Genomic DNA, 18,471 nt, shown 5'->3' with positions numbered 1-18,471 from the left:
GTGTCGGGCGTGGGCGTGTCGGGCAACACGAGGCCACCCAGGTAGTCCAGAATCGTGGCCACGGCCACCACCTGTTCTGTTCTTCGTGTCCTTGCAGGGAACGTGAAGGATCATCAGGTGGTGGCCGGTTTACGTCTCCATGACACGCCGAGTCCACACAGGATCAGCGCCCCACACGGGCGCCGAGGTTAAAGAACAAGCTGAGGGCAAGTCCGCCAAGAATCGGATGCATGTTGACGTCCGGGTGGCGGGCCCGGGCCCCTGCGACATGGCCGAGCGCGCACGACTGATCCGGCAGAAGGTGCCCGAGTTGGTGGACGCCGGCGCGACGGTGGTCCGCGAGGAGTGGTACGGCGACGCCTTGGGACACGTCGTCATGCAGGACCCCGAGGGCAACGAGTTCTGCGTCGCCTGATTGCCGTGATGGAGTGCGAGTTCGAGGGCGTGGTGTGGGATTGGCGAGGGCCGTCCCCGTACCACTTCGTGACGGTCCCGCGCGAGTGGGCCGACGTAGTGCGCCAGTTGGCGTCGGGGGTCACCTATGGCTGGGGCATGGTGCCCGTCGAGGTTCGGCTCGGGCGGAGCCGATGGCGGACCGCGTTGTTCCCCAAGGACGGCGGTTACGTGCTCCCGCTGCGGAACTCGGTGCGCAACAAAGAGGAGATCGAACTCAACGACGTCGTGCACGTCCGCCTGGTCGTCCGTGCGGGATAACACTCCCGCCGATCGTCCCGCCACGGAGTCAGCTGCCCGCCGCTCAGCGGAACCCGCAACTGCCGTCGATCGGGCGTCACGTTCGGTAAGTGACCGCAGCGCCGAGACCGTCCGGTCGTGCCGATGAGCGGGTGGGTCGCCCGAACCATGATCGCCGTCTTCCGTACAAATGGGATCATGGCTGGGCGACGGCGTGGGGCGATTACAAATCCCGAGACCCTAAACGTCGTGAGCGATACGTTGTCCCCCATGTCCTCGACCTTCTCTCTCCGTGCCGCCGAGCCCGAAGACTATGAGTTCCTCACGGATATGCTCCTAGAAGCGATCAACTGGCTTCCAGGACGAAACTTCTCCCGAGAACGCATCCTGACCGATCCTGAGATCTCCCACTACATCGCCGGATGGCGGCGGCACGACGACCTGGGCGTGATCGCCGTCGGCCAAGACGGACAACCTCGCGGCGGGGCTTGGCTGCGCTACCTGACCAGTGATGACCCCGGCTACGGGTACGTCTCCGACGACGAACCAGAACTCACCATCGGGGTGCGGCCCGAGTGGCGTGGCCAGGGAACTGGTCGAGCGCTGCTGCGTGAACTCATACGGACATCACATCGACAGGGCATCAAGCGGATCTCTCTCAGTGTCGAGCGTGCGAACCGCGCGATGCAGCTCTACATCGATGAGGGCTTCGCCGTCGTCGAACAACTCCAAGACACCGACACCATGGTCGTTGAAACTCGATAGCCCGAGCGCACCATAGACGAAGGCAGGGCCGAGCCGAGGCCAACACGCTCATCTGCCGCCGATCGTGCGCAAAGGGCCGTCGGTGAGTCGTCATGCTCGGTGAGAGCCCGCCTGACCCGCCGGCATCCTGACTGCCGATGAGCGTGCGTGTCGGATCCGGCCAAGGCGAGAGACGACGGCGGCATCCGTGACGAAGCTCGGTGCCGAGCACAGATGCCACCGTCGTGCTGCTCAGCGAGGTGCCTGTCCCACCTGCCGAGAACGTTCCGGTCCGATAGATGCCGATAGTCAGTTGCGGTAGCGGTAAAGGATCCGGCCGCGGTCGAGGTCGTACGGGCTGATTTCCACGAGCACGCGGTCAAACGGCAGGATCTTGATGTAGTTCTTCCGGATCTTCCCGCTGATGTGCGCCAGCACCTTGTGCCCGTTCTGGAGTTCCACTCTGAAGGTGGCGTCGCGAAGACACTCGAGAACGGTGCCCTCAAGTTGGATGCCGCCGTTAGCTTTGACCATGTTTCCTAGTACTCCGTTCGAGGATGGTCGGGTCGAGGAGAGGACATCAACGGAGCACCAACTCCAGATTGCTGCCCGCACGCCGGGCGCCGACGCCTTCGAACAGCGCGATCGCTGCGCCGTTGGACTGGTTGACATCCGCCGACGCCGTCGCGATCCCGCGCCGGTGGGCCGAACCCAGCACCTCGGCCAGTAACGCCCGAGCGATACCTCGGCGGCGCTGATCGGACCGGACCGCGATCAGACCGATCCGTGGTTGCCGCGGAAGCGGCGCTACGCGTACCAATCCCACATATTGATCCGACCATGCCGCCACGGCATACGTCGCCGGGTCCGGTCGGGGAGGGCCGTCCGGACCGGACAACACCTCCGCCGGCATCTCCTGCCATCCGACAGTGGCTTCGATCTCGTCGCGGATGACGCGGTCCAATGCGCGGAGCGGAGCCTCCTCGGCCTCGCCAACGGCCAACGTTGTCACGCCCCGTGGCGGTGGCGCCGAGGCGAGTCCCGTGATCCGCGGGTCGGTGGGCACGACGTACTCCCACTCGCGGCGGCGGGGCGCGAAGCCGGCTCGCTCCCACTGGAGCACCAGGTCGAGGTCGGCCTCGTCAACGACGGTGTACAGCGGCCTCGGCAGGTCCGCCAGCATGGCGTCGGCAAGCCGGTCGAACACCACATCGTGCCACGCGTCGATGCTGAGGAAGAGCCGCCCGTCGGGACGGTGGGATACCTCGCCGCGGCCGACCACCTGGTCGTCCTCCAGAGCGTGCCATTGCCGCTCCGCGATCCGCGTGATGGCAACGGCATGCTCGCCCGTGCCGTTAAACAGGTGCGCAGAATCCATAGGGTGTCGCCTCTCGGGAGTGCCTTGTCCAGACGCTCCCGGGCGACACCTGCATCAATCGCCCGACCGTGACGACGAGGGGAGCACCCACATCGATACAACGTTCACGGTGCTCACCTCCTCGCGCAATGCCACGGCCGGACGCCAGGCTATCGGCGCGCACGGTGTCCCGTCTACTGCTTAACCGCTGACCAACCGACCTCGCCAGTGCACTCTTCTGCCGCGAAGCGCTCGTCACCCAAGTGCCGTCGGCGCCGGTCGCTGGCATCCGAATGTGCCGATGATCGGGCGTCCAGAGAGAATCGGGCATGCCCCACGCCACGATCGCAACGGTGACGATGAAGACACACATGCCCTCCGAGGTCGCCCGATTCTGGCGAGACCTCCTCGGCTATCGGCTCGCACCGAACCACAGCAACTCAGTACTGCTGGTCAGCGATGACGCGCCGGCCCTGCTGATCCAGCCTTCTGTCGAGCAGGTCGAGCCCGGCGCGATCCACCTGGATCTTCGCCCGGAGAATCAAGCGGCCTGTGTGGCGCGTGCGGTCCAATTGGGCGCCGCGCACGTCGGCATCGGGCAGACCGGTGATGAAGGCTGGGTGGTCATGGTGGACCCCGGCGGCAACTTGTTCTGCGTCCTCCAGTCGCGAGCGGACTACCTCCGCTCACTCGCGGAGGACCCCGGGACCCCCACCCGGGTCGGGTGACCAAGCGCTCGCTCATGCCGCTGACCGCGTGCATGAGGGCATCTCAGTGGCCCAGCGCCCCGGGCTGAGTAGTCACTCGGCCCAACAGCGGCGGTCACCTGGTCAGCGGGGCGTTCGCACCCTGGAGGCCGGCAGCCCCTTCCGCTGGGCTGACCGTTCCGAGGTCAGCCAGGCGGTCGCGGGTGGGCGCGGAGGAAGTCCACCACCTGCCGCGCGAACCCGGCGCTGAGGACCGGCAGGTGGCTGCCGCCCGCGACGGTCCAGAGTTCGACGTGCCCACCCGGCCGGCAACCCGCCGCGTAGGCCAGGGTCCGGGTCTCCGTCGCGTCGGGACGCCGGGGTGTCGACTCATCCGTGACGACCAGGTCACGGGCCGGGCCCCGCTGTCCGGGCACGGCGCACCCGTTACGGCGGGCCCAGTCCTCCACCGTTCGCACCGCCCCCGGGTATCCGCCGCCCATCTCGCCACCCTCGTACCGCACGGACGTGTCGGCGTCGCCGTGAATCTGCAGCACCCCCACCGGCCGGGCCGGGCGGCAGTCCGCCGCCGTCAACGGCCCGGCGCCGGCGATGCTGACCACGGCCGCCACCAGGTCGGCGTGGTCGCACGCCATCCGGTGGGCCATGAAGCCCCCGTTGGAGAAGCCGACCACGAAGATCCGCCCGGGATCGACGGTGTAGTGCCGGCGGATCTCCTCGACGATCCCGCGCAGGTACGCGGAGTCGTCCACACCGGTGCCGTCCTGGTCGCAACAGGCGGCGAAGGCGTTCCAGAAGTGCCGGCCTCGGCGGTCGCGCAGCCCCTCGGGCCGCGCGTACAGCATTCCCTCGGCCTCCGCGACCGGCCCGAGCGCGAGGTAGTTCTCGTCCTGGTCCGGGCTACCGCCGAACCCGTGCAGCATGATCAGCAGCGGTGCCGGCCGGCCCGGCCGGTACCCCGGTGGTACGGCCATCCGCACCGGCCGGTCGCCGCCGATCGCGGGTCCGGTCGGCGTGGCGACGCTCGCGGGAGCGGCCGGCGGCGTCGCGGTCCCGGCCGGCGCCGCCGGTGGGCCGGAGCAGGCGGCCAGCACGGTGGCGCTGACCAACAGCGGCAACAGCCGCGTCGAACCCCGCATCGGCGCATGTTAGCCGCGCGAGACCCGGGCGGCCCATCCTCCGAGCAGGTGCCCCCGCTCGACGGCTGGCGAGGGGCCCGCGCGGCTGGTTCGGGCGCGTATGGTCAGGCGCATGGCCACCTGGGACGACGTGCGCCGGATCGCGCTAGCCCTGCCGGAGACGACCGAGGCGCCCTCGTACGACGGGCTGCCCGCCTGGAAGGTGCGGGGCAAGGGCTTCGTGTGGGAACGGCCGCTGCGCCGGGCGGACCTCGACGCGCTCGGCGACGACGCGCCGGACGGGCCGATCCTCGGTGCGCAGGTCCCGGACGTGGGCGCCAAGGAGGCCCTGCTCGCCGACGACCCGACCGTCTACTTCACCACCCCGCACTTCGACGGGTACCCGGCCGTCCTGGTCCGGCTGGACCGCATCGGTGTCGCCGAGCTGACCGAGCTGATCGTGGAGGCCTGGTACGCCCGCGCCCCGAAACGCCTGGCCGCCGCCCACCGTGCCGCCGGTCCCGCACCGTCCTGACGTGCCCCTCCGCTAACCTCGACCCGTGGCACTCGCGGGGGTCCCGGTGGCGGGGCTGGTCTTCGACATGGACGGGACGCTGATCGAGTCGCACGCCGCCGTCCCCGCCGCGTACCGGGCGGCGGTCGTCGCCGGTGGCGGCCGCGAGCACACCGACGAGGAGATCATCGGCGGGTACTCGATCGGTTCTCCGGCTGACCTGCTCACCGCACTGCTCGGCCGGCCCGCGACCGCCGCCGACCTCGCCCGGTACCACGACGAACTCGCCTCGGTCGCCGACCGGGTGACCGTCTACGACGGGGTGGCGGCCCTGCTGGCGGAGGCCGCCCGGCGGGTGCCGGTGGGCCTGTTCACCGGCGCGAGCCACGCCGCCGCGGAGATCCTGCTCGACCGCACCGGCCTGGCGGGGCACTTCACGGTCGTCCTCGGCGGTGACGAGGTCGACCGGCCCAAGCCGGACCCGGCGGGCGTGCTGCTCGCCTGCCGGCGGCTCGGCGTCGAACCGGGGCGGAGCGCGTACGTCGGTGACTCGCCGCTGGACCTGCGGGCCGCCCGGTCCGCGGGTGCCCGGTCCGTCGCGGCGGGCTGGGGCCACCAGTACGACCCGTCGGTCCCCACCGACCTGACCGCCGACCATCCCCGCAACCTGCTGGCCCTGCTGCCCTGACACCCCCGTCAGCCGAAGACCTGGATCGAAGATGGCCATTCTCGATCCAGATCTCGCGAACCTAGACCCCGATCGCGCCGATCGCCTCTTCCGGTGTCGTCACGTGACGTACGCCGGGCACGGGGGTGCCGGTGGCGTCGACGATCCGCCAGCCGCCGAGCGCCACCACGGGAATGCCGCCACGGCGCATCGCCAGCGCCACCTCGCTCAGCGTCCCCCAGGAGCCGCCGACGGCGATCACCGCGTCCGCGCTCCACACCAGGATCGCGTTGCGGGCCTGCCCCATGTTGGTGACGACCGTGGCGCTGACGTCGGCGGCCGGCCCGGGGGCGGTGCCGTCGTCGGGGCGTACGCCGATCACCAGGCCGCCCCGGGAGCGCGTGCCGGCGGCGACCGCGGCCATCACCCCGCCACCGCCTCCGCAGAGGACGGTCACGCCGCGCTCGGCGAGCAGCTCCCCCACCCGGCGGGCGTGCGCCAGCTCGACGTCGGTCGCCGCCGCCGGCCCGCACACCGCCACCTGAACCACGGACCCATCATGCCGCCACGGCTGTTATCGAGGGGCCCTTCCGTGCGGTAGCGTCCCGGCATGACATCGACGCTCACCGAGGCGACGGATCCGTACTGTCTGCGGGACGGCGAGAGCGCGGCGCTGCTGCGCGGGCACCCGTGGCGGCGGTTCGCGGTGCTCGGCGACAGCGTGGCCGAGGGGCTGTGCGAGCCGGTCGACGGCTATCCGGACGTGCAGTGGGCCGACCGGATCGCCGCCGAGCTGCGTGCCGCCGCGCCTCAGCTCGCGTACCTCAACCTCGGCCTGCGCGGGTTGCGGGCGCACGAGGTCCGGGCCACCCAGCTCGGCCCCGCGCTGGACTTCCGGCCCGATCTCGCGCTGGTCGTGTGCGGTGGCAACGACGCGTTCCGGCCCGCGTACGACGCCGACGCGGTGGACGGTGAGTTGGCCGCGATGGTCGAGGCGTTGCAGGCGGCCGGGGCGGACGTCATCACGGTGGGCATGTTCGACGTGTCGCACAGCCCCGCCGTGCCGGAGCAGCACCGCGCCGGCCTCGGCCGGCGGATGCGCCGCCTGGCCGCGCACACCCGCGCTCTGGCGGGGCGCCGGGGCACGATCCACGTGCACCTGACCGACCACCCGCTGACCGCCGACCCGTCGATCTACAGCGGCGACGGCCGCCACGGCAGCGCCCGCAGCGACGCGATAGCCGCGGCGGAGACGATCCGCCGCCTGTCGCACCACCTCCGCCCCCGGACCTCCCCCGGCTCCCCGGCCTTCCCCGCCCAGCAGGGTTGATCATGAGGTTGGCGGGGCGACACGCCGTACCGGAGCCCGCTAACCTCATGATCAACGCGGGCGGAGGGGCGTCAGTCCACCACCAGGAGGCCGGAGAGGAGGACGCCGCGGGCCAGGTTGAGCACGCCGTCGCAGCCGGGGAAGCCGGTGCGGATGCAGGCGCCGGCCGGCCGGCGGCCGAACAGGTACGGCGCGACGCTGTACGGCACGTCCGCGGAGACCGTCTCCCCGGTCTCGATGTGCACGAAGTCGAGCGGCACGTCGTCGGCCCTGACGTAGTGCTGGAGGACGAACCCGCCCCGCGCGGCGAACCGGCCCACCCCGTCGCGCCAGGTGTCGGCGTCGGTTTCGCGGCCGATCAGCACGTCCACCCCGGCGGAGCCGTCGGCGGGCTTGGCCACCAGGTCGTGCCGGTCGGCCACCGCCCGGTCCACCAGGTCCGGCGTGAGGATCCAGGTGCGCGGCACGTAGCGGTGGACCAGGTCCCGGTCCGCCGCCGGCAGGCCGTCGGCGTCGTCCCAGAGCCACGCGAACACCTGCTTGTTCGCGATCAGCCAGGCCGCGGCCGACACCCACATCGGTACGCTGCCCGCCCGCACCGCCGCCTCCAGGGCGTCCACGCCGGCGCTCGGGGTCACCCGGTTGGGCACGAAGAGCCGGAACACCCCGTCGACCGGGGCGCCCCGCGCGACCAGCCGGCCCGAGGAGTCCCGCGTGACCTGCGACACCGGTGTGATGACCAGGTCCAGCCCGTGCACGGCGGCCCGCTCCACCACCGGCGACAGGAGCCGGAAGAACCGCTCCGGGTCGTCCAGCCCCGGGTACTCGGCGTCGAAGTCGATGAGCATCGCCACCCGGGCGCCGTCGGGCAGGGCCAGGCCGGAGCGGATGGCGGCGAACCGCAGGTCGACGGCCGAGGGGGCCGGTTCCAGCCGGGCGCGGTCGGTGAGCCCACGCCGCCGGTAGACGTCGACGAACCGCCGGACGGTCGTGTCGGCGTCGAACGCGCCGCCGAGGCTGCTGTCGATGTTGTACTCGACCACCCGCGGCACCCCGTCGCTGAGCAGCACGTCGGGCCGGAACGCGGCCAGCAGCCGGTCGCTCAGCGGCTCGGCGTCGTCGAGGAGCCGGGTCTCGCCGTCGGGGACGCCGAGCAGCCGGCGCAGTTCCCCCGCCGTGCCGGCCCGCCGCCGGCCGGCCTCGAACAGGAGCTGGGCCAGCCGGTCGCAGATCGCGTTGAGCACGCCGAGGGTGGTCTCGCCCATCACCGGCGGGCGGGCCAACCGCCACTGCTTGTTGTACGTGGCCCGGCCGTCGAAGATCTCCCGCCAGGATCCGGCCCCGGCGGCCACCAGGTCGGCCCGCAGGTCGGCGGGCAGGTCCAGCCACGCCTGCGCGGCGGACGGCCAGCGGTAGTCGACGTCGGTCATGTGTCATCCGTCCTTCATGACGTGTTGGATGGCGGATCGCAGGTGCTCGCGGCCCGGCTGCACGGCCCGGTCCAGCGCCGGGGCGAAGGGCAGCACCGCCCCGTCGGGGCGGGTGACCCGCCGTGGGGGCGCGTCCAACCGGACCCGCTCGACCACCGTGGCGATGACCTCCCCGGCGATGCCGCAGGACCGGTTGGAGTCGTCGACGACCACCAGCCGCCCGGTGCGGGACACCGACGCGAGCAGGCCGTCCCAGTCGAACGGGTACAGCGTGCGCGGGTCGAACACCTCCACCGACACCTGGTCGGCCAGGTCGTCGGCGACCGCCAGGGCGTCGTGCACCAGGTGCCCGACGGCGACCACCGTGACGTCGTCGCCGGGCCGGCGTACGACGCCCCGACCGAGGGGCACCGGCTGCAACGAAGCGACGTCCACGTCCGCCCGGACCTCCATCGCCCCGGCCGGGGCGAACACCACCACCGGGTCGTCGCAGCGGATCGCCGACACCAGCAGCCCGTACGCGTCCGCCGGGGTGGCCGGCACCACGGTGGTCACCCCGACGTGGGCGAACAGGCTGTACGGGTGGTCGGAGTGCTGCCCCGCCCACCCGGTACGCGACCCCGAGCCGGGCACCAGGTAGGTGACCGGCACCGCGCACTGCCCGCCGGTCATCAGCGGGAACTTGTGCGCGTGGTTGACGATCTGCTCGAAGACCAGGAACAGCAGCGACGGGATCTGGAACTCCACCACCGGTCGCGCCCCGGCGAGGGCCGCGCCGGTCGCGAAGCTGGTGAACGCCTGCTCCGACAGCGGGGTGTCGCGGACCCGCTCGGGACCGAAGCGCTTCAGCAGCCCGGCGGTGACGTTCGACGCGGCGACCCGGATGTCCTCCCCGAGCAGGAAGACCTCCTCGTCGCGGGCCAACTCGTCGGCCAGCGCCCGGTTGAGCGCCTTGCGGTACGACAGCCTCGGCATCTACCCACCTCCGGCGCGGGCGGTGAGCCCGCTGGCGTACAGGTGCTCCAACGCGCCGGCCGGGTCGGGCTCGGGGCCGGCCAGGGCGAACGCCACCGCGGCGTCCAGCTCCGCCTCCACCGACGCGTCCACCTCGGCGCGCCGGTCGGGGGGCAGCCGGGAGCCGGCGATGTCCACCGGGTCCCGGGACCGGCCCCGGGCCACCTCCTCCGGCGGTCGGTAGTCGAGGCGTACCGCGTGCTCGAAGGTGTGGTGGGCGTCGAAGCGGTAGGTACGGGCCTCGAGGAACTCGGGGCCGCCCGCGGCGCGCATGCGGGCGACGGCGGCCGCGGTGGCGGCCCGGACCGCCTCCGGGTCCTGACCGTCCACCACCGACGCCGGGATCCCGAACGCCTCGGCCCGGCCGGTGATGCTGCCGGCCACCGCGCCGGCCACCGGCATCGTGGTGGCGTAGCCGTTGTTCTCGCAGACGAACAGCACCGGCACCTGCCACAACGCGGCCAGGTTGAACGCCTCCAGCAGCATGCCCTCGTTGACCGCACCGTCGCCGAGGAAGCTGACCCCGACCAGGTCCTCGCCGCGGCGGCGACGCGCCCAGACGGCGCCGGTGACGATCGCGCCGCCGGCGCCGACGATGGCGTTCGCGCCGAGCACGCCGACGGCGAAGTCGGCGGCGTGCATGGACCCGCCCCGGCCCCGGTTGAGGCCGGTGGCGCGGCCGCACAGCTCCGCCATCATCCGGGCCGGGTCGGCACCCTTGGCGAGCACGTGCCCGTGCCCGCGGTGGGTGCCGGCCACCACGTCGCCGGGGCGCAGCGCCGCGCACACCCCGGCGGCGACGCCCTCCTGACCCAAATACGGGTGGATGCCCCCGACGACGTGGCCGGAGCGGACGAGCTCGATCGCCCGCTCCTCGAACCGGCGGATCAGCCGCACGGTCCGGTAGAGCCGGACCGGGTCGGTCACGCGGACCCCTTGATCACCGTCAGGATGTCGTCCCAGAGGCGAGCCCGGGCGGCCAGGGCGGTGTTGACGGTGTCGGCGCACTCCTGCCACTTCGCGTCGTCGTCGCCGCACAGGTCGGCGAGCATCTGCATCGCCATCGGGGTGTGCTGCTCGCCGTCGACCTCGATGTGCCGCTCCAGGTAGTCGACGAACCTGTGCAGCCGGTGCGTCCGCTCGTTGACGGCGACGACCTGGGTGAACATCTCGGGGATCAGGTCCTCCCGCCCGAACGCGAACGCGGCGGCCTGGCAGTGCACCGGGGTCGTCTCGATGATCCGCCAGGTGGTGGCGGCGAACGCCGCCGACGGGCCGGGCACCCCGGCCTCCACCAGCGACTCGGTGACGGGGCGGCCGGCGCGCAGCAGGTCGACCAGCCGCTCCACCGGCCCGGTGTCGGCGCCGGCCTCCCGCATGCCCTGCACGTACAGCTCGAAGTGGCTGATGTAGCCGTCGCCCAGCTCGTCGCTCTCCTCCACCATGACGATGTCGTTGATGAGGCGGCGGCTGCCGGTGGGGCCGGTCGGGATCCACGGCACCGTCACGCAGGTGAGCTGCCGCTGCAGGGACTTCAGCAGGGACATGAAGTCCCACACCGCGAAGACGTGGTGCTCCATGAAGGTGACGAGGGCCTCGTGGGTGTCCAGGTTGGCGTAGAGCGGGTGCCGCACCACCACGTCCCGGCTGGCGGTCACCGCCTTCTCCAGCCGCTCGATGCCCGGGTGCGTCTTCCCCCAGTCGTAGCGTGACATGACTCAGCCTCCCTGCTGGGCGCGGTGGCGCCAGATGACCGGGCAGTATTCGGGGTCCGCGTAGTCCGGCCGCCCGTCGTGGGTGCGGCGGACCAGCACGTCGTGGTTGTACGCGGCGAGGGTGCCGTCGGAGAGCGGGTACGCCCGCCACGCGTTGTCGCCGTCCTGCAGGTGCAGCGAGACGGCCTGCCGGGGCCGGTCGCTGACGTTCGCACCGCTGCCGTGGTAGGTGCGGCAGTGGTGGAAGCTCATGTGTCCCTTGGGGATCACCATGGGGATCTTGCGGATCTCGGCGCCGTTGTAGGCGGCGTTCTCCGCGAGCATCTCCTCCAGCTGGTCGCGGTCGCGCTCGGCGAAGTGCCGCACCACCGTGTCGTCGGCGCCGATCTCCCGCCAGCGGTGCGAGCCGTCGACCATCGTGATCGTGCCCATCTCCTCCCCGCAGTCGTGGAAGGGGATGAACGCGGTGAGCATCCGCTCCGACGACGAGGACGCCCAGTAGTGCTTGTCGAAGTGCCAGGGCACGATGTTGGACGGCTCACCGTCGATGGGTGGCTTGTAGATCAGCGTGGACTGGAACACCCGGATCTCGTCGGCCTGCGCCAGCCGGGCGGCGACCGCCCCGATCAGCGGCTTGCGCAGGATCGCCCCGAGGCCGTCGTGTTCGTGGTGGACGTAGTCGTTGTGCCGCTGCACCGGCCCCTTCGACGGGTCCCAGTAGGCGAGCTTCGGCGGGCGGACCGGCAGGCGGCGGTCCCGCTCCCCGCCGTAGTACCGGTCGGCGGCCGCGGCGAGGGCGTCCACCTCGTCGTCGGTGAGCAGCTTCTTCGACAGGTACCAGCCGTGCTCGGCGTAGAACGCCACGTCCTCGTCGGACGGGAGCAGCGCCTCCTCCTCGGCGGTCAGCGTCGGGTCGAACTCGGTCGTGGTCATGCCGTCACCCCCTGGGCTGTGGCGGCCGCGACGGCGGGGGTCGCCCCCGCCGCGGCCAGCTCCCGTTCCTTGGCCTCGTAGAGCGCCTTGATGTTGCCGCTGCCGAACGTCCGCGCCCCGCGCCGCTCGATCAGTTCGAGGAAGAGCGTGCGGCGCACGTGCATGGATTCGGTGAAGATCTGCAGCAGTTGGCCGCCGTGGTCGCGGTCGACCAGCACGCCCAGTTCGCGCAGCCGCTCCAGCGGCGCGTCGACCCGGCCCACCCGGGCCTCCAGGGCGTCGTAGTAGCTGCCCGGGGTGCCGGCGAAGCGCACCCCGCGCCGGCGCAGCGTCTCCACCGCGCCGACGATGTCGTCGGTGCGCAGCCCGAGGTGCTGCACCCCGGCGCCGGTGTGCTGGTCGAGGAACGCGTCGATCTGCCCGGCCCGCCGGGCGGTGTCCGGTTCCAGCAGCACCAGCGTCACCCGCTCCGACGGGCTCTGCACCACCGTCGAGTTCATCGCCTGGCCGGCGACCTCGATGTACTCGTGGAAGATCTCGGCGAAGCCGAACACCTCCCGGTACCGCCGGGCCGTCCCGGCGAGCTGCCCCGCCGGCACGCACACCGCCAGGTGGTCGATCTCGGCGAGCAGTTCCTCGCCGGCGTCGTCCTCCGGCGGCAGCATCTCGACCAGGCCCGGCAGGAACTCCCGCCGGTCCCCGCGCCGCTCGACCAGCCGGTGCACCACGTCGCCGAAGCCGTCCACCTCGGCGACGACGACCTCGGCGTCCGCGCCGGTGACGGTGGTCGGCGGCAGCACGCCGGTCGCGCCCCGGGCCAGCAGCTCGGCGTACGCCCCGACGGCGTCGTCGACCTCCAGCGCCACCACGGCGATGCCGTCGCCGTGCCGCTGCACGTACCGCGACGCCGGGTGCTCGGCGGTCAGCCCGGAGGTGAGCACCATCCGGATGTCGGCGTGCCGCAGCAGCAGCGACCGCTGCCCGGCCAGCCCGGTCTCCGGGCCGCCCTGGCCGCAGAGGTGGAGCCCCACCGCCCGGCCGAAGTAGAAGGCGGCCTGCCGGGCGTCCCCCACGTAGAGTTCGATGTGGTCTATCCCACGGATGTCCATGTCCCAGCCCTTCGCACAGTTCCCCCCGTGACTGCCGTGCGGGCGTTCGCGCCCGCTGATTCGTGTGCCGTCACCGCCGCGGCCGGGCGGCCCGCGCGAGCAGGAGGCTCACGTTCTGGCCGCCGAAGCCGAAGGAGTTGGTGAGCGCGTACCCGCTCTCGGTCGCCCGGGGCTCCTTGCGGATGTGGTCGGCCGGGCAGGCCGGATCCGGGTCGTCGAGGTTCCAGGTGGGCGGCAGCAGGCCCCGCCCGAGCGCCAGCGCCGTGGCCGCCGCCTCCAGCGCGCCGGAGGCGCCGAGCAGATGGCCGGTGAGCGCCTTGGTGGAGCTGACCGGCACGCCGTGCTCACCGAAGACCTCGGCCAGTGCCGTGGTCTCGGCGACGTCGCCCAGCTTGGTGCCGGTGCCGTGCGCGTTGACGTAGCCGACCTGCGCCGCCGGCACCCCGCCGCCGGCCAGCGCCCGCCGCATGCACTCCGCCGCGCCGGCGCCGTCCGGCCGCGGCGCGGTCGGGTGGTACGCGTCGGTCGTCACGCCGTAACCGGCGACCTCGGCGTACCCGCTCGCGCCGCGCGCCGCGGCGTGCTCGGCGCTCTCCAGCACCAGCAGCGCCGCCCCCTCGGCGAGCACGAACCCGTTGCGGCGGGTGTCGAACGGGCGGCTCGCGGCCGCCGGGTCGTCCCAGCCCCGGGCGAGCGCCCGGGCGTTGCCGAAGGTGTCGGCGAACGTCGGGAACAGCGGCGCCTCGCTGGCCCCGCAGAGCACCACGTCGGCCTCGCCGGCCCGGATCAGCCGCACCCCGTCGGCGACGGCCTGCGCGCCGGAGGCGCAGGCGGTGCCGACCGACGAGCTGTACCCGCGGATGCCGTACCGGATGGCGATCCGCGCCGACGGCATGTTCGGCAGGATCCCGGTCAGCAGGTACGGGTTGACGGCGGCCCGGCCCCGGGCGGCCCGGGCGAGCACCTGGGCCTCCAGGGTGGCCATCCCGCCGACCCCGCCGACGATCACCGCCGTCCGCTCCGGGGCGACGTCCCGGCCCACCTCGATGCCGGCGTCGGCGAGCGCGTCGGCGGCGGTGAGCAGGGCCAGCACCACGATCCGGTCGAGCACCTTCGTGTCCGGCCCGGACGACACCGTCCTCGGGTCGATGTCGGGCAGCACCCCGGCGACCTCCAGCGAACCCTCCGCCGGGTGCCCCTCGGGCGGCCGGACCAGGCCGGAGCGGCCGGTGCACAGGGCGTCGAAGGTGGCCTCCACGCCGCGTCCCACCGGTGTGAACAGGCCCATCCCGGTGATGACCGCGGTCACGGCAGCTCCTCGGTTCGCGACTGCGGGGCTCGCAACCCCGGCTCACTCCTCGCGCTCACGAGGCCGCCTCGCTGAGGTAGCGCTCCCGCAGGGCGACCTTGCGGACCTTGCCGGTGACGGTGACCGGGATGTCGTCGGAGCGGACCGGCACCACCCGGCGCAGGGTCGCGCCGACGTCGGCGCCGAGCGCGGCCCGAACCCGCTCGGTGCGGTCCTCGGCCCCGTCCGCGCCGGCCGCCAGTTCCAGCAGCACGTCGGTGACGACCCGCCCGTCCTCGGCGACGATGACCACCGTGCAGTCGGTGACGTCGGGGCAGGCGGCGAGGATCCGCTCCTCCGACAGCGCGGTGTAGAAGCGCTTCCCGTCGCCGGCGTCGACCGAGTCCACCGCGCGGTCCAGGTGGTAGTAGCGGCCGTCGGCGTCGGCGTACACCAGGTCGCCGGTCAGGTACCAGCCGCGCTGCCGGAACCGGTACGTGGTCGCCGAGTCGTTCCAGTAGCCGCGGAACAGCGACGGCGAGTCGATGCCCAGCCAGCCCACCTCGCCGGTGGGCACCGGGTCGCCGTTCGCGTCCAGCACCGCGACCTTCGTGAAGTGGTACGGGCGGCCGATGCACCGGCCGTACCGGTCGGTGTCGCGGGTGTGGGTGACGTGGAACATCGAGTGCCCCATCTCGGACGAGCCGAGGCCGTCGATGAACACCGACCCCGGCACCCGGGTGACGCCCGCGCGGGTCATCACGTCCCGGGAGCCGACCGCCACCAGGCGGCGGATGTGCGGCTCGTGCGACGAGTCGCCGGTGTTGAACCACAGCCGCACCGACTCCAGGTCGTACCCGGACAGGTCGAACCGGGCCAGCTCCGCCCATGTGACGGAGAAGCCGAACACTCCGTCCGGGCGCCAGCGCTGGATCGCGTCGAGCACCCGCTCACCGCCCTGGTCGGACAGGAGGAACATCTCCGCCCGGTTGCCGAGGGCCTGGTTGACCATGAGCACGGTGGCGGTGTGCGGGGCGGGCAGCGCGTTGAGGATCCGGCTGGTGCCCTGCGCCTGTGGCATGGAGAGCAGGTGCCGCGTCGCGGCGAACAGGCTGGCGTGCGAGTGCAGCACCGCCTTCGGCACTCCGGTGGTGCCGGAGGTGTGGGTGACGACGACCGGGTCGTCGGCATGGTGCCGGTAGTGGGCGGGCGCCGCCGCCGGGTCGCCGGTGCCGGCGTCGGCGGGCGTACCGAGCACCGGCACGCCGAGGTCGTGCCCGGCGAGCAGCGCGGTGTGCGCGTCGTCGGCGAGCACCGCGACGCCGCGCAGCCGGCGGATGTACTCGGCGGCGATCTCCGGCCGCAGCCGGCCGTTCATCAGCGCCGGGATGGCGCCGAGCCGGGTCAGCGCGAGGTAGCTCAGCACCATGTCGGCGGCGGCGGTGGCCCACACGGCCACCGGATCCCGCGGGCCGATCCCGCGCTCGTGCAGCCACGCGGCGCGGGCCGCGACCCGCTCGTCGAGCCGTCCCAGCGTCAGTGGCGTCTCGGCGGGGTGCCCGTCCACCGCAGTGTCGAACGTCAGGCCCGGCCCGTCCGGGTCGGCGCCGTGCGCCAGCACCCGAGCCAGGACGTTGCCCGCGCCGATCAGCTCGTCGGCGGCGAGCACGCCGCGTAGTCCTCTGGTCCTCATGATTCTCCTCCCCCCAGCAACATCGCGACGGCTGAGTCCGCACCGCCGTCCGATGCCGTCTCGATCAGGACCAGCAACGCCGCGTCGGCGTCGCCGTCGTGCAGCAGCAGGTCGGCCTCGGCGAGCCCGGCGGCACGCCGGTCGCCGGCCGGCGCGAGGCAGACCACCGGCCCGCCCAGCCCCCAGCGGGCGGCCACGTGCCCGGCCACGCTGTTCGGCACCGACTGGAAGAAGAACAACGGTCCGGGCCGCCCACCGCCGGCCACGGTGGCGCGCACGTGACCGGCGCTGGCCTCGTCGCCGGTCGCGCTGACCAGCACCACCGCGGTCCGCTCGCCGTCCGGCGCCGGTGCCCGCCCGTACGCCCGGGTCAGGCACCGGTCCGCGACGGCCGCGACCAGCGGGTTGAACGCCGAGTGGACGAACCCCGGCAGCGGCGGCGGCGCGCCGTCCCCGGGCTCGGGCCAGGCCGCCTCGGCGCGCACGGCCGGCGCGGGACGTGCCGTCCCGCCGGGCACCGGCGCCGCACCGGCCCCGAGGCCGGTCGCTCCGGTCATGCGGCCGGTCGCTCCCGTCATGCGGCACCCACCAGCAGGGCGGTGTTGGCGCCGCCGAAGGCGGCGTTGAGGGTGAGCGCGTACCGGGTGGCGGCCGGGCGTGGCGCGTCCCGGATGACGTCCAGCGGGCAGTCCGGGTCGGGACCGAGCCAGCCGGCGTTGACCGGTAGCTTGCCGTGCCGCACCGCCAGCACGGTCACCACCAGTTCCAGCAGCCCGGAGGCCTCCAGGGCGTGCCCGTGCAGGGCTTTGGTGGAGCTGACCGGTGTCCGTTCCGCCGCCGGCCCCAGCGCGGCCCGCAGCGCCGCCGCCTCCGCGGCGTCGCTGTAGCCGGTGCCGGTGGCGTTGGCGTTGACGTATCCGATGTCGTCCGCCGACAGCCCCGCCCGGTTCAGCGCGGCGGTGACCGCGCGGGCCAGGCCGCGCCCGGTCGGCTCCGGCTGGCACGGGTGGAAGGCGTCACCGGCGCGGCCCCAGCCGAGCAGGTCCGCCACCGGTCGCCGGGCCACGTCGGCGCGTTCCAGGACGACCGCCGCGACGCCGTCGCCGAGCAGGAGCCCGGTGCGTCCGGCACTGAACGGGCGGACCGCCGTGTCGGTGGCGAGGGCCCGGCCGGCGTCGAAGAGCGCGTACTGGTCGGGCTCGACCAGGTAGCCCGCGGCGACCACGGCCCGGTCGACGTCGCCGCGCCGGATCAGCGCCGCCGCGTCGGCCACCGCGCTGGTCGCCGACACGCAGGCCGTGGTGTACGTCCGCACGTCCGGGAACCCGGTGGCGGTGGCGAGGTCGGCCGCAAGCGCCGGCACGTCCGCCCCGCCGTGCACCGCGAGCAGCAGGGCCGCCCCGGCACGCCGGCCGGTGTCGAGCCCGGCGGACCGGCACGCCGTCTCCACCGCCTCGGCCAGTTCGTCGGCGAGGTCGCCGGCGTCGGGCAGCGTGGCGGCGGCGTCGACCCGGCGCGGCCCGGTGTCGAACCGGCGTACCGGGCGGAACGCGGGGACGCCCGCGAGCACGCCGGCCAACTGCGCTTCGGCGCCCCTGCCGAGGGCGCTGGTGGCGTGCACGGCGGTGATCCGGACGTGGGCCGGCTCAGCCATCGGCGGCGACGGTCAGGGAGGTCCGGAAGACCGCCAGGGCGTCGTCGACGGTGCGGATCCCGGCGAGCTGGTCGTCGGTGAGGTCGAGCCGCCGGTCGTAGCGCTGCTCGACCAGGTGCACGAGCCAGGCCAGCTCCATCGAGCCGATGCGCTCGGGCACGTCGGTGGCCGGTCGGCCGGTGAGTTCGGCGAGCATGGTAACCAGGTCAGCTCGCCCCAGGTCGGGCTGACCGGCCATCAGGACTGGTCGCTCGTCGCCCCGGCGACCCGGTCGGCGACCATCGTGGTGAATTCGCCGACCGTCATCAGGGCCAGCTTCTCCGACTCGTCGTCGGCGAACTTCAGCCCGTACCGGTCCTCGACCCGGACGGCCAGGTCGGCGAGGGCGAGGGACTCCAGGTCCACCCCGGACGGGCCGAGGGTGGTGTCGTCGTCGATGTCCTCCACGTCGTAGTTCATGTCGGCGAGCTGCTCGATGACGAAGGCGCGGACCTCGGTCCTCATG

23 protein-coding genes are annotated in these 18,471 nt (G+C 73.0%); 7 read left to right on the top strand and 16 right to left on the bottom strand.

The window, feature by feature from the left end:
- The first annotated feature begins 139 nt into the window (after nucleotides 1–139).
- The 3 genes from GKC29_RS17860 to GKC29_RS17850 all read left to right on the top strand — a co-directional run bounded on the left by GKC29_RS17860 (nucleotide 140) and on the right by GKC29_RS17850 (nucleotide 1,458).
- Nucleotides 140–415, top strand: a complete 276-nt coding sequence (locus GKC29_RS17860) for a VOC family protein (protein WP_196255643.1) — start codon at nucleotides 140–142, stop codon at nucleotides 413–415.
- A gap of 8 nt (nucleotides 416–423) precedes the next feature.
- Nucleotides 424–714: a DUF1905 domain-containing protein gene (locus tag GKC29_RS17855; protein WP_155334205.1), complete on the top strand. Its 291-nt coding sequence runs from the start codon at nucleotides 424–426 to the stop codon at nucleotides 712–714.
- Between the two features lie 228 nt (nucleotides 715–942).
- Nucleotides 943–1,458 (top strand): GNAT family N-acetyltransferase, encoded by a 516-nt coding sequence (locus tag GKC29_RS17850; protein WP_230688677.1) that lies wholly within the window; start codon nucleotides 943–945, stop codon nucleotides 1,456–1,458.
- 288 nt (nucleotides 1,459–1,746) lie between these two features.
- On the opposite strand, the gene infA is transcribed toward GKC29_RS17850, so the two are convergent.
- Both infA and GKC29_RS17840 read right to left on the bottom strand, forming a co-directional pair.
- The gene (infA, locus tag GKC29_RS17845) at nucleotides 1,747–1,971 is read right to left on the bottom strand and encodes a translation initiation factor IF-1 (RefSeq protein ID WP_155331914.1); all 225 of its coding nucleotides are present in this window, start codon (nucleotides 1,969–1,971) and stop codon (nucleotides 1,747–1,749) included.
- 46 nt (nucleotides 1,972–2,017) lie between these two features.
- Entirely contained in the window at nucleotides 2,018–2,815 is a 798-nt protein-coding gene (locus tag GKC29_RS17840; protein ID WP_155331913.1) for an N-acetyltransferase, read from the bottom strand.
- 338 nt (nucleotides 2,816–3,153) lie between these two features.
- On the opposite strand from GKC29_RS17840, the gene GKC29_RS17835 reads away from it, so the two are divergent.
- Complete coding sequence (locus tag GKC29_RS17835; RefSeq protein ID WP_230689085.1) at nucleotides 3,154–3,522, top strand: VOC family protein; 369 nt, start codon at nucleotides 3,154–3,156, stop codon at nucleotides 3,520–3,522.
- Nucleotides 3,523–3,686: 164 nt separating this feature from the next.
- Here the strand turns inward: GKC29_RS17835 and GKC29_RS17830 are convergent, their stop codons facing one another.
- On the bottom strand, nucleotides 3,687–4,640 hold the full coding sequence (locus GKC29_RS17830; RefSeq protein WP_155331911.1) for a PHB depolymerase family esterase: 954 nt from the start codon (nucleotides 4,638–4,640) through the stop codon (nucleotides 3,687–3,689).
- Between the two features lie 112 nt (nucleotides 4,641–4,752).
- Between GKC29_RS17830 and GKC29_RS17825 the strand changes: the two genes are divergently transcribed.
- Both GKC29_RS17825 and GKC29_RS17820 read left to right on the top strand, forming a co-directional pair.
- Nucleotides 4,753–5,154: an MmcQ/YjbR family DNA-binding protein gene (locus tag GKC29_RS17825; protein WP_155331910.1), complete on the top strand. Its 402-nt coding sequence runs from the start codon at nucleotides 4,753–4,755 to the stop codon at nucleotides 5,152–5,154.
- Nucleotides 5,155–5,179: 25 nt separating this feature from the next.
- Nucleotides 5,180–5,821 carry an HAD family hydrolase gene (locus GKC29_RS17820; protein ID WP_230688676.1) on the top strand — a complete coding sequence of 214 codons (642 nt, stop codon included), beginning with the start codon at nucleotides 5,180–5,182 and terminating at the stop codon, nucleotides 5,819–5,821.
- 61 nt (nucleotides 5,822–5,882) lie between these two features.
- On the opposite strand, the gene GKC29_RS17815 is transcribed toward GKC29_RS17820, so the two are convergent.
- On the bottom strand, nucleotides 5,883–6,350 hold the full coding sequence (locus GKC29_RS17815) for an LOG family protein (RefSeq protein ID WP_196255642.1): 468 nt from the start codon (nucleotides 6,348–6,350) through the stop codon (nucleotides 5,883–5,885).
- 60 nt (nucleotides 6,351–6,410) lie between these two features.
- Here GKC29_RS17815 and GKC29_RS17810 point away from each other — a divergent pair, with 60 nt between their 5' ends.
- Entirely contained in the window at nucleotides 6,411–7,130 is a 720-nt protein-coding gene (locus tag GKC29_RS17810; protein WP_155331909.1) for an SGNH/GDSL hydrolase family protein, read from the top strand.
- A gap of 71 nt (nucleotides 7,131–7,201) precedes the next feature.
- Here the strand turns inward: GKC29_RS17810 and GKC29_RS17805 are convergent, their stop codons facing one another.
- The 12 genes from GKC29_RS17805 to GKC29_RS17750 form a co-directional block, all read right to left on the bottom strand.
- Nucleotides 7,202–8,560, bottom strand: coding sequence for a hypothetical protein (locus GKC29_RS17805; protein ID WP_155331908.1), 1,359 nt, complete (start codon nucleotides 8,558–8,560; stop codon nucleotides 7,202–7,204).
- A 3-nt stretch (nucleotides 8,561–8,563) separates the two neighbouring features.
- A complete protein-coding gene (locus tag GKC29_RS17800; RefSeq protein WP_155331907.1) occupies nucleotides 8,564–9,535 on the bottom strand; it encodes an alpha-ketoacid dehydrogenase subunit beta in 972 nt (323 codons plus the stop codon).
- Entirely contained in the window at nucleotides 9,536–10,501 is a 966-nt protein-coding gene (locus GKC29_RS17795; RefSeq protein ID WP_370463262.1) for a thiamine pyrophosphate-dependent dehydrogenase E1 component subunit alpha, read from the bottom strand.
- Nucleotides 10,498–11,289, bottom strand: a complete 792-nt coding sequence (locus tag GKC29_RS17790; protein WP_155331906.1) for a DUF3050 domain-containing protein — start codon at nucleotides 11,287–11,289, stop codon at nucleotides 10,498–10,500. Before GKC29_RS17790 ends, GKC29_RS17795 begins: the two co-directional genes overlap by 4 nt.
- A 3-nt stretch (nucleotides 11,290–11,292) precedes the next feature.
- Nucleotides 11,293–12,222 (bottom strand): phytanoyl-CoA dioxygenase family protein, encoded by a 930-nt coding sequence (locus tag GKC29_RS17785; RefSeq protein WP_155331905.1) that lies wholly within the window; start codon nucleotides 12,220–12,222, stop codon nucleotides 11,293–11,295.
- Nucleotides 12,219–13,331: a 4-hydroxyphenylpyruvate dioxygenase gene (gene hppD, locus GKC29_RS17780; RefSeq protein ID WP_155331904.1), complete on the bottom strand. Its 1,113-nt coding sequence runs from the start codon at nucleotides 13,329–13,331 to the stop codon at nucleotides 12,219–12,221. The genes GKC29_RS17785 and hppD overlap by 4 nt, the downstream gene beginning before the upstream one ends.
- Before the next feature lie 70 nt (nucleotides 13,332–13,401).
- Nucleotides 13,402–14,640: a beta-ketoacyl synthase gene (locus GKC29_RS17775; protein ID WP_155331903.1), complete on the bottom strand. Its 1,239-nt coding sequence runs from the start codon at nucleotides 14,638–14,640 to the stop codon at nucleotides 13,402–13,404.
- A 55-nt stretch (nucleotides 14,641–14,695) separates the two neighbouring features.
- Nucleotides 14,696–16,312 (bottom strand): class I adenylate-forming enzyme family protein, encoded by a 1,617-nt coding sequence (locus GKC29_RS17770; protein ID WP_155331902.1) that lies wholly within the window; start codon nucleotides 16,310–16,312, stop codon nucleotides 14,696–14,698.
- On the bottom strand, nucleotides 16,309–16,869 hold the full coding sequence (locus GKC29_RS17765) for a beta-ketoacyl synthase chain length factor (RefSeq protein ID WP_230688675.1): 561 nt from the start codon (nucleotides 16,867–16,869) through the stop codon (nucleotides 16,309–16,311). Before GKC29_RS17765 ends, GKC29_RS17770 begins: the two co-directional genes overlap by 4 nt.
- A gap of 17 nt (nucleotides 16,870–16,886) precedes the next feature.
- Nucleotides 16,887–17,966, bottom strand: coding sequence for a beta-ketoacyl synthase (locus GKC29_RS17760; RefSeq protein ID WP_155331901.1), 1,080 nt, complete (start codon nucleotides 17,964–17,966; stop codon nucleotides 16,887–16,889).
- Entirely contained in the window at nucleotides 17,959–18,204 is a 246-nt protein-coding gene (locus GKC29_RS17755) for an acyl carrier protein (protein WP_155331900.1), read from the bottom strand. Before GKC29_RS17755 ends, GKC29_RS17760 begins: the two co-directional genes overlap by 8 nt.
- On the bottom strand, nucleotides 18,204–18,470 hold the full coding sequence (locus GKC29_RS17750; protein WP_155331899.1) for an acyl carrier protein: 267 nt from the start codon (nucleotides 18,468–18,470) through the stop codon (nucleotides 18,204–18,206). Before GKC29_RS17750 ends, GKC29_RS17755 begins: the two co-directional genes overlap by 1 nt.
- Between the last annotated feature and the right edge of the window lies 1 nt (nucleotide 18,471).

It is taken from the genome of Micromonospora sp. WMMC415 (assembly GCF_009707425.1).
In the GTDB taxonomy this organism is placed as follows: Bacteria; Actinomycetota; Actinomycetes; order Mycobacteriales; family Micromonosporaceae; genus Micromonospora.
This window is presented reverse-complemented; position numbering and strand designations above follow the sequence as displayed.

Excerpts from the sequence above, each read along its gene's own strand:
- GKC29_RS17860 (WP_196255643.1), top strand. The coding sequence starts at position 140 with ATGACACGCCGAGTCCACACAGGATCAGCGCCCCACACGGGCGCCGAG.
- GKC29_RS17855 (WP_155334205.1), top strand. The coding sequence starts at position 424 with ATGGAGTGCGAGTTCGAGGGCGTGGTGTGGGATTGGCGAGGGCCGTCC.
- infA (WP_155331914.1), bottom strand. The coding sequence starts at position 1,971 with ATGGTCAAAGCTAACGGCGGCATCCAACTTGAGGGCACCGTTCTCGAG.
- GKC29_RS17840 (WP_155331913.1), bottom strand. The coding sequence starts at position 2,815 with ATGGATTCTGCGCACCTGTTTAACGGCACGGGCGAGCATGCCGTTGCC.
- GKC29_RS17835 (WP_230689085.1), top strand. The coding sequence starts at position 3,154 with ATGAAGACACACATGCCCTCCGAGGTCGCCCGATTCTGGCGAGACCTC.
- GKC29_RS17830 (WP_155331911.1), bottom strand. The coding sequence starts at position 4,640 with ATGCGGGGTTCGACGCGGCTGTTGCCGCTGTTGGTCAGCGCCACCGTG.
- GKC29_RS17825 (WP_155331910.1), top strand. The coding sequence starts at position 4,753 with ATGGCCACCTGGGACGACGTGCGCCGGATCGCGCTAGCCCTGCCGGAG.
- GKC29_RS17810 (WP_155331909.1), top strand. The coding sequence starts at position 6,411 with ATGACATCGACGCTCACCGAGGCGACGGATCCGTACTGTCTGCGGGAC.
- GKC29_RS17805 (WP_155331908.1), bottom strand. The coding sequence starts at position 8,560 with ATGACCGACGTCGACTACCGCTGGCCGTCCGCCGCGCAGGCGTGGCTG.
- GKC29_RS17800 (WP_155331907.1), bottom strand. The coding sequence starts at position 9,535 with ATGCCGAGGCTGTCGTACCGCAAGGCGCTCAACCGGGCGCTGGCCGAC.
- GKC29_RS17790 (WP_155331906.1), bottom strand. The coding sequence starts at position 11,289 with ATGTCACGCTACGACTGGGGGAAGACGCACCCGGGCATCGAGCGGCTG.
- GKC29_RS17785 (WP_155331905.1), bottom strand. The coding sequence starts at position 12,222 with ATGACCACGACCGAGTTCGACCCGACGCTGACCGCCGAGGAGGAGGCG.
- hppD (WP_155331904.1), bottom strand. The coding sequence starts at position 13,331 with ATGGACATCCGTGGGATAGACCACATCGAACTCTACGTGGGGGACGCC.
- GKC29_RS17770 (WP_155331902.1), bottom strand. The coding sequence starts at position 16,312 with ATGAGGACCAGAGGACTACGCGGCGTGCTCGCCGCCGACGAGCTGATC.
- GKC29_RS17765 (WP_230688675.1), bottom strand. The coding sequence starts at position 16,869 with ATGACCGGAGCGACCGGCCTCGGGGCCGGTGCGGCGCCGGTGCCCGGC.
- GKC29_RS17760 (WP_155331901.1), bottom strand. The coding sequence starts at position 17,966 with ATGGCTGAGCCGGCCCACGTCCGGATCACCGCCGTGCACGCCACCAGC.
- GKC29_RS17755 (WP_155331900.1), bottom strand. The coding sequence starts at position 18,204 with ATGGCCGGTCAGCCCGACCTGGGGCGAGCTGACCTGGTTACCATGCTC.
- GKC29_RS17750 (WP_155331899.1), bottom strand. The coding sequence starts at position 18,470 with ATGAGGACCGAGGTCCGCGCCTTCGTCATCGAGCAGCTCGCCGACATG.